This is a genomic window from Vibrio splendidus (assembly GCF_003345295.1).
Classification (GTDB): domain Bacteria; phylum Pseudomonadota; class Gammaproteobacteria; order Enterobacterales; family Vibrionaceae; genus Vibrio; species Vibrio splendidus_K.
In genome coordinates this window covers 1174802-1188405 of record NZ_CP031056.1, presented here as the reverse complement: position 1 = coordinate 1188405, position 13604 = coordinate 1174802, and the positions used below count along the sequence as shown (strand labels likewise).

12 protein-coding genes are annotated in these 13604 nt (G+C 43.1%); 2 read left to right on the top strand and 10 right to left on the bottom strand.

What is annotated here, in order from left to right; translation table 11 throughout:
* The first annotated feature begins 121 nt into the window (after positions 1 to 121).
* Entirely contained in the window at positions 122 to 1429 is a 1308-nt protein-coding gene (locus tag DUN60_RS20955; protein ID WP_114635329.1) for a GGDEF domain-containing protein, read from the top strand.
* An 823-nt stretch (positions 1430 to 2252) separates the two neighbouring features.
* On the opposite strand, the gene DUN60_RS20950 is transcribed toward DUN60_RS20955, so the two are convergent.
* The 9 genes from DUN60_RS20950 to DUN60_RS20910 all read right to left on the bottom strand — a co-directional run bounded on the left by DUN60_RS20950 (position 2253) and on the right by DUN60_RS20910 (position 10924).
* Positions 2253 to 2405, bottom strand: coding sequence for a YoaH family protein (locus DUN60_RS20950; protein ID WP_004731009.1), 153 nt, complete (start codon positions 2403 to 2405; stop codon positions 2253 to 2255).
* Between the two features lie 41 nt (positions 2406 to 2446).
* Positions 2447 to 3595: a conjugal transfer protein TraF gene (locus tag DUN60_RS20945; RefSeq protein ID WP_114635328.1), complete on the bottom strand. Its 1149-nt coding sequence runs from the start codon at positions 3593 to 3595 to the stop codon at positions 2447 to 2449.
* A 50-nt stretch (positions 3596 to 3645) separates the two neighbouring features.
* Positions 3646 to 4533 carry a DUF2861 family protein gene (locus DUN60_RS20940; protein WP_017081080.1) on the bottom strand — a complete coding sequence of 296 codons (888 nt, stop codon included), beginning with the start codon at positions 4531 to 4533 and terminating at the stop codon, positions 3646 to 3648.
* A complete protein-coding gene (gene vxrB / locus DUN60_RS20935; protein ID WP_009845363.1) occupies positions 4533 to 5192 on the bottom strand; it encodes a response regulator transcription factor VxrB in 660 nt (219 codons plus the stop codon). The genes DUN60_RS20940 and vxrB overlap by 1 nt, the downstream gene beginning before the upstream one ends.
* Complete coding sequence (vxrA, locus tag DUN60_RS20930; protein ID WP_102462008.1) at positions 5167 to 6639, bottom strand: sensor histidine kinase VxrA; 1473 nt, start codon at positions 6637 to 6639, stop codon at positions 5167 to 5169. The genes vxrB and vxrA overlap by 26 nt, the downstream gene beginning before the upstream one ends.
* 354 nt (positions 6640 to 6993) lie before the next feature.
* The gene (pntB, locus tag DUN60_RS20925; protein ID WP_017079246.1) at positions 6994 to 8373 is read right to left on the bottom strand and encodes a Re/Si-specific NAD(P)(+) transhydrogenase subunit beta; all 1380 of its coding nucleotides are present in this window, start codon (positions 8371 to 8373) and stop codon (positions 6994 to 6996) included.
* A gap of 10 nt (positions 8374 to 8383) precedes the next feature.
* Positions 8384 to 9934 (bottom strand): Re/Si-specific NAD(P)(+) transhydrogenase subunit alpha, encoded by a 1551-nt coding sequence (gene pntA / locus DUN60_RS20920; protein WP_004731020.1) that lies wholly within the window; start codon positions 9932 to 9934, stop codon positions 8384 to 8386.
* A gap of 300 nt (positions 9935 to 10234) precedes the next feature.
* Positions 10235 to 10516: an HlyU family transcriptional regulator gene (locus DUN60_RS20915; protein WP_004731023.1), complete on the bottom strand. Its 282-nt coding sequence runs from the start codon at positions 10514 to 10516 to the stop codon at positions 10235 to 10237.
* 39 nt (positions 10517 to 10555) lie between these two features.
* Positions 10556 to 10924, bottom strand: a complete 369-nt coding sequence (locus DUN60_RS20910) for a late competence development ComFB family protein (protein WP_004731025.1) — start codon at positions 10922 to 10924, stop codon at positions 10556 to 10558.
* 337 nt (positions 10925 to 11261) lie between these two features.
* Here DUN60_RS20910 and DUN60_RS20905 point away from each other — a divergent pair, with 337 nt between their 5' ends.
* On the top strand, positions 11262 to 12503 hold the full coding sequence (locus DUN60_RS20905) for a GGDEF domain-containing protein (protein ID WP_017093590.1): 1242 nt from the start codon (positions 11262 to 11264) through the stop codon (positions 12501 to 12503).
* Between the two features lie 47 nt (positions 12504 to 12550).
* On the opposite strand, the gene DUN60_RS20900 is transcribed toward DUN60_RS20905, so the two are convergent.
* Positions 12551 to 13582: a Solitary outer membrane autotransporter beta-barrel domain gene (locus DUN60_RS20900; RefSeq protein ID WP_065206138.1), complete on the bottom strand. Its 1032-nt coding sequence runs from the start codon at positions 13580 to 13582 to the stop codon at positions 12551 to 12553.
* Between the last annotated feature and the right edge of the window lie 22 nt (positions 13583 to 13604).

Genomic DNA, 13604 nt, shown 5'->3' with positions numbered 1-13604 from the left:
AAACTTGAATTTGGTCTAATGGTGCGCTTTCCTGTATAACCGTCAATTCTGGATAAGTTCTGGGTGTAGCAATTTTATCAATGCTAATACTCTAATCTCCGATTGCGCCAACTCTAAGGCATTGCGCATTACATTCGAATCACGTGTACGGGTTAGTATCATGAGCGACAAAGCATTCCGAAAACTCAACATATTCCTTTCGATTTTTTGCCTAACAATCACGCTAGTGTCGTTGAGCTCTTTTAATACGCTCATGAATAAGAGCTACGTTATTACACCTGACAAATACCCTACACGCGTTAACACAGACAGAGACCACGATGGTGGCACCGTAGGCTTATTACATAAGACAGAAGATGGAATTGAGTTACAGTGTGACTTTGAACGAACCTATAGCTTGCCCTTCTGTGAAATTGAATTCGTTATATCGACACAAGGTAAAGGGCTCGATCTCTCTACGTTCGATTCGGTCACCATTAATATGGATTACCAAGGCCAAGAAGACCCAAGGTTTCGCTTCTACATTCGTAATTACGACAAGAATTACAGCGTGAAAGGCGATGCTATGTCGAATAAGTTCAATCGCTTAGACTTCTCGTTACCAGATAAAAACAACATCGACTTAAACTACTTCAACGTCCCTTTTTGGTGGATTGACCATTACAACCAACCTATTACTAGTAGCGCGGTAGACATTACAAACGCGGTGTCTGTTGAGCTCGGGCTTGGAGCCAGCACGCTAGATGGACACCATTCACTTAAGATCTCGAGCATTGTTTTCTACGGTAAAATCATCAGCAAAGCTTTGTTAGGCGAACTCTTAATTGGATTATGGGTGACCTATGCCATCTGTTATGTAGGTTGTGCGTTACACATCGCACAGCGAAGCAAAACGCGTGCAGCAGAGCAACAACACCATTTGACCGAAGAAATTGAAGAGCTCAAGGTAAAGGCCACAACCGATCCGTTAACCGGATGTAGAAACCGAACCGAAGCGTTAGATACCTTCTATGACTTCGAATGGTTGGCGCAACAAGGAAAAACGATTCACATCGCGTTGTTTGATTTAGACCATTTTAAGCAAATCAACGATCAACATGGCCATGAAGTGGGTGACAAAGTACTTATTCAGTTTGTCGCAACGGCGAACGAGAGCCTTGGTGACCAGTACTTGCTTTATCGCTGGGGTGGTGAGGAGTTTCTACTCGTTTGCCTGGAACAAACTGCGCTACAGTGTAACGAATCTATCGATAGTTTTTACCGAGCAATGGACCAAAGCCCTTGGCCTAAAGCGCTTAAAGTAACGGCTTCGACTGGAGTAACGCAGCTTAAGGAGCATGAATCGATACGTACTGCCATCAAACGTGCAGACAAAGCGCTCTACCAAGCGAAAGACAACGGACGAAACCAAGTCGTTACGTTTTATTAAGGCTCGCTAGACTGGGCTGCAGCTACACATTCAACTCAGGCCACTACTCAATCAACACGCCATTAATACCCTGTCGATATCTACTCTCCACTTAAGCACCTGTTAGATTCTTAAGTGCTGACCAAACAAGCCCATAAGCTTTGCTGTCTCGTCAGAACTCAAATCGATTCGTATTCCTATAAGCGCGCTCTCGCCATCGGCTATAACACCGTTTGCTAGAAAACCGTTTGCTATAACACCACCTGTAATAACGCCATCAATAGCATTATCAGGTTGATACTTATCGTTCCTGAATCGCTCTATAAACAGCTCTTCAGTACACCTCTAAGCTTCCTAACCACTTGTTTTAAAAATCCACATATTTGGCTAGTAAAGCGTGCTCTATCCAGTGGTAAGTCACTCGCGGTATCGGTTTTGAACATTACCGTCGCTACTTATCTCGCACTGTTTTTAGATGAAATCCTCATTTGTCTACTTGTGAACATTCATACACTCGCATCCGCTAAAAATAGAAGTCACAACGTCACGAGCCTCAAAAAACGCAATATATTTAACCACTTAGATATGGTGACATAAATGCTGACACCTAAAATGGCAATTGTTTTACTTTCAGATTCAACTGTAATTTAATTACAAATAGAAGCCAGAAAAAGCCTGACAAGTGGATTACTCCGACGCAACTCACTGAATAAAAAGAATTTCAGGGTTTTGGGTAGGTTGGGATTTAGGGTGACTAAAGAGTTGGGATGTACGAGATAATATACTAGAGGGTAATATGTTTAGTTATAGTGCACTAAAGTGTTAAAAAAGAAGGGCTGATGCCCTACTCTTCTTTATTACTCATTTCTTCACGAATTTGCTCAGCAACGATTTTGATAGCTTGTGCTGTGCTGATGCCCTGAGTCATCATTTCTTGAATTCGTTCAACAGCTTTCTGTTGTTCTTCGTGAGAAAGGGTTGGTAAGTCGTTTAGCATGCTCTGCTCCTTTATTTAGGAGCAGAACTATATAAGGACTGTTAGTAACTAGCAAGGAAATTGATTGAAGCACCCATTGCATTTTCGTTTGTGTAGTTTGCACTTAGATCTAACTGGAACAAGTTGAGTGGCGAAATACCAATACCGGCTGTGACTGTTCCTTCTGAATCAGAGTAAGCCAGGTTCTTGTAGTACCCTCCCCTTAACTTAAGCTGACGTAAAAGATCGACTTCAGTACCAACACGAATCATCTGTTCGTTATCAGCAAACGAAGTAAACTTCTCAGTCTCGTTTAGGTCGTAATCAACACTGAAAGAAAAGTAATCCGATACGATGCCGGCACCCACTGTGTATACCGGTTCAAGTTGGTAAGTATATTTACCGCCAACTTGGTGTGTCGCACTACTTGTGCTGCTGTTTAGCGTTCTCGTCGTATCTTTGGTTTCGATATCTCGAGAGATTAAGTTAGTTGCTGCAACACCCACTCGGAACGGGCCGAAGAACCAAAGCGCACCAGCATCCATGTTAAATGCTGTTTCACCATCACTGTTTTCTCTTACATCAGACAAATCGTAATCATCAACCGATGCAACATAGTTGTACGTGTAAATACGTTGGATTTTAGGTGTGATACCAAATGAGATGTGTTGGCCCATAAAGGTTTGGTATTTTGCTAAAGAAAGGCCGACTTCTGCGACACCGATTGAAACCGCTTCAACGGTAGACAGTTCCACTTTATCTGCATCTGAACCTGTTGTGTAAACGTTAGGTGTTGCAAATGATTCTGTGTAGGCTTTAGCGAAAAGGTTTGCCGCGATAAACTGATTAGGAAGAGCAAAGGCGACTACACCACCCAGTTCAACATTGGCTTGGTTGCCATCCAATTTATTCAGCGCCGCATCGAGTTCTGCGGTGTTTTCTGCATCAACAACACTATCGATGTTCGATTTCATGTCGTTGGGGTCGTTATAGCTACCACCAAAACTTGGCGTGATCATTCCCATATCATCATTACGACGATAAATGGCAACAAGTGCTGGGTTATAGAATGGAGCGGTTAAGAAGTTTGCTGAAACAACACCAACACCACCCATCGCATCACCACGCGCTTCAATGGCGTAGTTTGCTGCTGAAAGAGGAAGACTGGCGAATGCAATTGATGCTGCGAGTAGTTTAGTCGTATTTTTCATGCCGTTTATCTTTGTTAGATCCCTTACATAGTTAACGGCTCAATTTTAAATTACTTTAACTCTTCTTCGCTAGAAATATCATAAGTTTTACTGATAGTTTGTGCTTGTTCTATCGCTATGTCACCTTGCCAGCGTGAATGCACCATTGAAACCGCCAAAACGTAGCGATCATTTGGAAGTTCTTCGCCAGTTAGGTTCATTGGATAATCAGATTCATAGCTCTTGCCCCACACCTGCTCATAGTGTTCATCGACGTAATCGTACAAACCAATTTCGAGCTTAGGAAGCGGACAATAAGGATTCAGCAGTTCTTTTTTATCGATGCGCCACGTGTCTTTTGATGCCCAACGAACTTGCTGGCGAAAAGAAACGTCACCAAGAATAATCCAAGTACTCCATGAATTACCGCCATCGCCTTTCACACTTAAACGATACAGGCCTGACTCAAGTTGAGATGCTAAATTGTAACGCTTGCGGTATAGGCTCACCGATGCGTTGTTTACCACTTCACTGTCTTTGGTTAGCTCACTGTCCGATGAAACAATCTTATCGACCCACTTCTCGAAGGTAATATCTTGAATGTTGTTTTCGGATTCAACATCAATTGATACGCGAAAAGTATCTCGGCCAGGGCTTTGAATGATGTGTCTTTTAACGACGACTGAACTGATCCAATCTGGGAGTGTTTTTCTGGTGAGGGTTTTACCACAATCTTTGTTCAATGCTTGATCGAACAGCTCATTGAGGTGGTCTTCTCGTGATTGAGAAGAGTTGATTTGCCAAACTTCCACTAGTGAATCAAACATCTGAGGTAAGTCATTATCCAACAGGTGTTTATGAACTTGAGTTAGAGTATCGCTACTCTTAAACCAATCTGCAGCTTGCGCGGTATTCACCACGCAAGACAACATTAATAGTGGAAGTAAGGCTTTTTTCATTACGCTTTCATCTTGTAACCAACGCCACGCAGCGTTTCGATTTCTAGACCCGGCAGTTTCTGTCTTAGTTGCAGAACGTGCGTGTCTACCGTACGTGTTGTTGGGAAATGGTTGTAACCCCATACATGGTCAAGCAGCTCATCACGTGTGAAAACACGGCCAAGGTTGCTTGCCAAAAATAGCAGTAGGTCGAACTCAGTACGCGTTAGCGTGACTTCCAGTTCATTGAAAAACACTTCACGTGTCGCTTTATCGATAACCAGATTTTGAGCCATCACTTTTGATGCGTCTTGATCTTCAGCATCAGGCAGGCGTAACTGCGCGCGAATTCGAGCAAACAATTCAGCTTCTGCGAAAGGCTTAGTTAGGTAGTCGTTTGCACCTGAATCTAGGCCCGCAACTTTGTCTTTTACTGTTACGAGAGCCGTTAGCAAAATAACTGGGATGTCTTTCTTTTTCTTCCAACCTGGAAGTGAATCTACTGAGTCACCATCAGGAAGTTGACGGTCTAGAATCACTAGGTCCGCTTGTTCCCAGTAGCCTTCAACTTCAGAGATCAGTTCTGCATGCAAACATTCATATCCAGCTTGCTCAAGGCTAACTAATAAACCGTCAGCTAAATTTTTATCATCTTCAACGAGAAGCAATGTCTGTTTCACAAGGTATCTCCAAAATAAATGTTGTTGGGGGGCCTATCAGCGTCATGTGACCGCCCATTTTTCCGACCATAGATTCCACTATCGTCAGACCTAAACCGAGTCCACTCTTACTTACGAATGGCTTTCTTAGTTGCCCCCAATCTTTGCGGGACAAGTCTCCATTATCTATAACTTTGAATGTCAGCTTCTTGTCAGAAGTATTCAGTTCTAGTATCACTGGTGCGACACCGTATTTCACGGCGTTCCTGATCAGGTTGTCGATGCACGTTCCTAACCAATATACGTTTATTTTTGCAGCAATATCTTTGTTTACACGGAGTTCAATGCCCGGTGCAAATTCTTCTTCAACTTTGTATTGAAGCCACTCTTCTACGCTTGGTACCCACTCTGTTGCGAGCGGTTGGTTGTCTGATTGCAAATAGTCTTTACTTGCTTCTGCCAACTGTCTTAAACGGCGTGTATCTTCACACAGCCTACGAAACTCATCATATACCGATTCTGGTAAGTGTTCGAACTCACGTCTGAACCCTTCAACCGTCAATGACAAACTTGCAATCGGCGTTCTTAATTCGTGCGTTAGGATTTGAAGCACCAGCATGCGGCTCTTCATCTCTTGTTTCTTACTGTTCCAACGGTAAACCGCCCACCCCAAAACAAGCATGATGTTGGCGAGCACCAAGATAAACATGGCGACTTGCAGAAGCTCTGAATGATCTTCTATTTCCCAACATACATTACCGCGCTGAACAAAACAGCTTTTGCCTTCTGAAGATAAACTGAACGATAAGCCGGCAAGTGTCGCGTTTTCATTCCAGTCTGATTCTTTGTACAGGTAATATCTGTCGCCGCGTTTTACCCACATTTCGTCAAGCTCGACAAACATGCTCGAACCGGCTAACAGTGCCGTGATGGCCTCACTGTCCATGTTTTGTAAACGAGATAACAGTTCATCATGTTCAGTGTTTGGACGCTCTTGAATATGCATAAAGCGTTTCAAAGAGTCGAACTTGTCAGGATACTTCTCTACGTATCGCGCCGCATAAGAACCACCACCAGGGTGAATCAAGCCACTACGGCTAAACCAACGATCAGAAAGCTTGGTTCCTTTACACATTGCACGAGTAAAGACCAATGGTTCAGTGATCAACGGGCTTAACGGTAATTTCCCGCTACAGGTTTTTGATAACTGGTATAAGCGCTGTATGTCTTTTAATGGGTACTCTGCGGTTTGTGGCAGCATAGAAGACGGCATGATCAAACGTGTTGGATAATCAGCCTGCAACAATCGAATATCATAAGATTCGATTGCGGTTTCATGATCAAAGAGTTTGGTGAAATTATCGATACGCTCAGGTAAAGAGTCAGCAAGCGCGTTTGCAGACACAGATAACGTAGCGATAAGAAGAGTAAATGTTCTTTTGATGATCACAAACCAACGCAAATTCATATAGATCAAACAAATATATACCATTCGCTATCAAAGATAAATTTTTAACCGCATGAAAAACAGTGGGAATGGTGAGTTATAGCGATAAATTCCATCATATTAGGATTGTGTTGCACAGGCGTACTCGCTAGCTGATTGATGAATCCAGCCATCATTCGAATGGGTTTTGCTTTGGTTTCTTTACCCTATTCGTTGTGGGTTTGGGTTAAGGCTAGTTCTGAGGATCAAAAAAAGGAGCTCAAATGAGCTCCTAGTCTAGATGTTACATGGTGCTTAGAAAACACTTAGAAAACTATTAGAAAACCCCTCAGAAAACTCTTAGAAATCTCTTAGCAAGAGATTAGAAAATGCTTTCTATAGATGTTCTAGAATGCCTAAACAGCTCTGTTTAGCATCACCAAACAACATCTGCGTATTCTCTTTGAAGAACAGTGGGTTTTGCACACCGGCGTAACCTGTGTTCATCGAACGTTTGAATACGATAACATTCTGAGCATTCCAAACTTCAAGTACTGGCATACCAGCAATTGGGCTGTTCGGATCTTCAAGTGCTGCAGGGTTCACGGTATCATTTGCACCAATAACCAATACAGTATCGGTCTCATCGAAGTCATCATTGATTTCGTCCATTTCAAGAACGATATCGTAAGGCACTTTTGCTTCAGCAAGTAGTACATTCATGTGACCCGGTAACCTACCAGCAACTGGGTGGATACCAAATCGAACTTTGATACCCTGCGCTCTTAGCTTGTCAGTGATTTCATGCACTGGGTATTGAGCTTGAGCTACTGCCATGCCGTACCCTGGAGTGATGATCACTGACTTAGAGTTTTTCAGCATGTCTGCCACATCTTCAGCTGATGTTTCGCGGTGTTCACCCTGCTCTTCATCGCCATCAGATACAACGACGTCTTGGCCGAATCCACCAGCGATAACACTAATGAACGAACGGTTCATCGCCTTACACATGATGTAAGACAGAATCGCACCTGATGAACCTACTAACGCACCAGTTACGATAAGCAGATCGTTCGCAAGCATGAAGCCTGCTGCCGCTGCTGCCCAACCAGAGTAAGAGTTCAGCATAGAAACAACCACTGGCATATCTGCGCCGCCAATCGATGCCACTAGGTGGTAACCGAATGCGAATGCGATAAGAGTCATCACCATTAATGCGAACATACTGCCGTCAGCTTTAACGAACATAATCATGAGCAATGTAGAAGCAACGATAGCCGCTAGGTTCCACTTATGCTTATGAGGGATGTTAAGTGCCGACGAAGAGATAACGCCGCGAAGCTTACCAAATGCAACAATAGAACCGGTGAAGGTTACCGCACCGATAAACACGCCTAGGAACACTTCCACTAAGTGGATAACGTGTTCTGCATGCGTTGCCGCTTCTGGTGCATCAATGTAGCTGTTGTAACCAACAAGCACTGCCGCCATACCTACGAAGCTGTGCAGAATTGCCACCAGCTCTGGCATTTCAGTCATTTCTACTTTCTTCGCGAAGTGGATACCAATACCACCACCGATCACCATAGCAATGATGATCCACACAATTCCAGCAGAATGAGGGCCAAAGATCGTCGCGATCAACGCGATTGCCATACCCGTGATACCGTAATAGTTACCTGCACGTGCAGATTCCTGTTTCGATAACCCGGCCAAGCTCATTATAAAGAATACAGCAGCAACAATATAAGCTGCTTGTACTAATCCTTCAGACATCTGTTACTCCTTAGTCTTTACGGAACATTTCAAGCATACGTTTGGTCACGGTAAAGCCACCAAAGATATTGATACTTGCAATTAATACGGCAATAAATGATAAGAATGTGACGACGCCACTTCCTTGTCCTATCTGTAACAGTGCGCCTACTACAATGATCCCTGAAATCGCGTTAGTTACGGACATCAGAGGTGTATGCAGAGAATGGCTTACATTCCAAACTACGTAATAACCCACCACACAAGCGAGAACAAAAACGGTAAAGTGAGATAAGAACGCAGCAGGAGCAACCGAAGCTATCCAAGCAAAAGCACCTACAGCAACTGCCATACCCGCCGCTTTCTTAATTGGAGAGACAGGTTCTTGAACTTTTGGTTCAGGTCTCACCGCTTTAGGCTTAGCTTGTTGTTGTGGTTGAGCAGAAACTTGAATTGGTGGAGCTGGCCAAGTCACTTCGCCCTCTTTAACCACCGTTACACCACGTAAGACGACATCTTCAAAGTCGATATTGATGTTGCCATCTTTCTCTTTGCAAAGCAGTTTCAGCAGGTTAACTAAGTTAGTCGCGTATAGCTGAGATGATTGAGTCGGCAGTCGACCAACCATATCGGTGTAACCTACCACTTTCACGCCATTAGCAGTTGTGATCACTTGGTCTGCAACCGTGTATTCACAGTTACCGCCATTCGCAGCGGCAAGATCCACAATGACGCTACCTGCACTCATGCTGTCTACCATCTCTTTGGTAATCAGCTTAGGTGCCGGGCGACCTGGGATCAGTGCCGTTGTAATAATGATATCGACGTCTTTTGCTTGAGCCGCATAAAGCTCTTCAGCTTTCTTGTTGAATGCTTCAGACATCTCTTTTGCGTAGCCATCACCCGCGCTGGTATCTTCCTTGAAATCAACTTCCAAGAATTCAGCGCCCATAGATTCGACTTGCTCTTTTACTTCAGGACGAACATCGAACGAACGAACGATCGCACCCAAACTACCTGCAGCACCAATCGCCGCTAGGCCAGCAACACCCGCACCAGCAACCAGTACTTTCGCTGGTGGAACTTTACCTGCCGCCGTAATTTGACCCGTGAAGAATCGACCAAACTCATGTGCCGCTTCAACAACGGCACGATAACCGGCGATGTTTGCCATAGAACTCAATGCATCTAGCGCCTGAGCTCTCGAAATTCGTGGAACAGAATCCATCGCCATCACGTTGATGCTACGAGTGGACAATTGTTCCATTAATTCTGGATTTTGAGCAGGCCAAATAAAGCTGACCAATGTTGCGCCATCTTTAAGTAGATCGATTTCGTTTTTAGACTCGTCAACAATCGGAGCGTTAACTTTAAAGATAATATCGGATTTCCAAGCTTCATCTGCGGTAACAACTTTTGCTCCAGCTTGTTCATAAGCTGCATCTTCAAAACTTGCTAACGCACCTGCTTGTGATTCAACACAAACTTCAAATCCTAATTTTAGAAGCTGTTCTACCGATTTCGGCGAAGCAGCGACTCGCGTTTCACCTGCGAGTGTTTCTCTTGGTACACCAATTTGCATAGCTATTCCTTGACTATTGGCACGAATGACTTATTCGTTTGTATCTAACGACAACTAATACTTCAAGCGTTTTGTTCAAAGAACAGGAAAAGTTATTACTTATAACGATTTGGATGGAATTTGAGCGCTTCATTTGAAGAAATGACGACCGTCTCGAACTAAGAGGTCAAACCACTTGCAAATAATCCTTTAAATAACAACTTACTAGCTGTTCTTTGTCCCTAAAACTAAAAAGAGCTTTCAGCATATACACTGAAAGCTCTCTAAATTATGACCAACATCAATTCTAACCCTATTTGGTTAGCTAAATATATTGTCGCCCATTTGGTCGATGAACATCTGCGATTTTTTTAGCATCAATTCATCGGCATCTTGTTTGTTTGAAACAACATCTGAACGAATAAAACGATGAGTTTTGATTTCACCGTCGAATTCTTTCTCGATTCGCCCAGCAACACGGTATTGACCAGATTCTGCAATGGCATCTTGATAGATATTGAAACCTTTATATTCGACTGGCTCAATCTCTACTTTTTGTTCGGTTTTTTCTTTGCCACCAAATAATCTAGAAAAGAATCCCACGTTTTTTACTCCTTAAATGACCGTATTAACCCTAAACTATCACGACTGTTTACGGTTCAACAATGGCTTTTCATACCACTGCAATTCTACGTCATCATCAAAATTGTGTTGACTAAAGATAACGGGCACATTGTCGTCACGTTCGCGTCTTCTATCGTCAATGATCATACTTTCTGCATTCTTGACCGCGATCTCACTATTTCGTTTATAGAGTACCAATTTGTCTTCTGGCAATGCCGAAAGAAAATCGATATCGAAACGAATATAGATGGGCTTAAGTTGACCTAAAGCCAAACACGCGAGATCAGCCAACTGTTCGTTGTTATAACTAGACACATATTCCTCGGTAGCCAAGACCTGACCCACCAACGTTTCCATATAGTTGTGAACATCAACACTAATTTGCATACACACCTCCATTTGTAGCTATCACGACAGATCGAGTTCTAGCCTGATTGGCAACGACCTACATATTGTTACCTTACTATACCCTACTCATTACTACAGATTTACTAACTGCATGTTAACTAACTATAACGACTAATTAATTTCTCATATATACTGTGTAGTCGGTTCTATGGTTAATAGCAACTCAAATACATATAAAAATGGTTGCATCATTAGCGGCCTATGACTATGTTTTTGCTCTAATTTAAGTAAAAAGCTTGGCATTCGCTTGTTTAACCGTATCCTACGTATAAAATTAAATTATAAGATCATCAGTATAATTAGGCTCACCACGTAAATGGCATCTTCTTTTGTAACGTCGAGCATGTTTCGATTTTGCTTCCCTCTATTTTTATTGGCAATTTTACTCGCTGGTATGAACAACGTCATTCTTGTGACGGATTCAAACCTAGGGTTTGCTAGCAACCTTCCATATATCTTATTGAGCGTTGCCGTTTTGCTATGCCATACATTCAGACAAGGGCGCATGGCCATGGTGTCATTAACCATGCTAGTAGCCTATTTGATCATCCAAGTTCGCTTACAAACCCCTTTAAACACCGGAACCACCTTATTAGAGCTGTCGTTACTTGCGGCATTAGTACCGGTTACTTGCTTATTGGTGTATGCCTTCCCGGATAACGGTGTCAATTCAAAGTCGATGCTCCTCTACGCCATCGTTCTCGTGCTGTTTATGGTATGGGCGCAATTGATCGTTTCTCATTTCCATGCTGGCGGTTTTGAATCATGGAGTGAAGGCCTACTGTTCATTGTTAGAGACTTCTCCAAACTGCCTTTTGTTTTGGTGTTGTATAGCCTTTGCTTGCTTGGCCTTACAGCCATCCTAGTGCTGGTGTACAACCGTTCTATTGATGTTGTGGTTTATAGCACTATCTTGCTGTCCTCTTGTACGTTCATCTTCTTTGACGTGCAGTACATCTCTAGCACTATGTTCTCCTTATCAGGCACGTTGATCATCGTCTATGTGATGTCTGCTAGCCACGATATGGCTTTTAATGACCAACTGACTAACATTCCAGGTCGACACGCCTTAGAAGTCGATATGAAGCACTTAGGCCGTAAATATTCGATGGCGATGGTTGATATCGATCACTTCAAGAAATTTAACGATACCTATGGCCATGACATTGGCGACGATGTGCTGAAACTGGTGGCTCGTATTCTTAGAGAAACCACCGGTGGTGCGAAAGCGTATCGCTATGGTGGAGAAGAGTTCACGATTATTTTTAAAGGCAAATACACGGAACAGGTGAAAGAGCACCTTCAAGTTCTGATTTCAGAGATCCAAAACTACGACATGACCATTCGTAATAGCCACGAGCGTCCTGATGACCATGAAGTGGGTATCAAAAATCGTGGTCAGAACGGCAAACCATCGGAAGTGGTAAACGTGACGGTGAGCATTGGGCTGTCTGATAGCACAACCACCAAGCATCCTGAAGAAGTATTGAAGCTTGCTGACAAGGCACTCTACAAAGCGAAAGAAACCGGACGAAATAAGCTGTGTGTTGATAACTAAACGTAAGTGTCGATAGCTTAAGTGTCGATAACTCGACTAGAGGGAGCTTAATCTTGGTTAAAGAAAATGACTAAGCTCCCGCCTTTCAAACTGCTTCCGTAATTGATCGTAAACCCTATTCCCACATTATCGACCCAGTCATTAAACAGGTTTGGGTTAAGCAACCAACCTACGCTGCCCTCGTAGTAAGATGTTGTGCCCATAGAAGCCACGGTGTCACCTCCTATATCAATTCTTCTTATACTCGAGTACATCGATGTGATGTTTTTATCCCAACGAACTAGATCATAGAAAATCTTGGCTTCATTGGCGATATACCAACCTTCAGGGTGACCAATATCGCCGTTATTGGCTTCTCCCCATCCGAAGCCATTAAAGTAATGCCAACTGGTACTGAGTTTGTATCTTCCCCAATCATTTTTGTCTTCAAAGGTCAGCTTGATCTTGGGCTCAATTATGTATGCCCATGCATCGGTATTGTAATAGACCCCGTCCAACTGTTCTTGAATAGGTTCTAGTAGTGGAGACCGATATTCAAAGTCATTACGATAATAAGAAATATGATTACCAATTGCAGAGCTGAAACTCCAGTGTTCGTTGAGTTGAGACACATTGGCAAACGCCACGTAACCAGAAATCACTGACTCTTTTTGAAAGTCACTTTTGATTGTTGACGCATATTCCACATCATTCTCAATTCGTAACGCTGACAGGCGTAGCGTTACCTCTTGATGGTTGTCTTCTATGTAACTTGGTAGCTCAAATGTGTAAGGAAGACTGAGAGATGTGATGTTTTGTCGACGACTCACCGAATCGTTCGAACCAATGTCGTCATTGTCCAAACTCAGCACTTTGTTCGGATCGAAGTTATTGATACCAAAAGTGAAAACATCGTTATCGTTAAGTAATACACTGGTGGCAAAGCGCTGCTCTAGATCCTTACGGAAGAGATCAGATAGGGAGTTAGCATTAGCGGTGGTTGGCACTGCAGTTAAAAATAGAGGAGCTGCGGTTAAAAGTAGAGGAACCGCAAGCGTCCAACATGTGCTAGTCACATAAAATGACTTTGAATCTGGCATTTCTCTTATCACTTAAAGCACT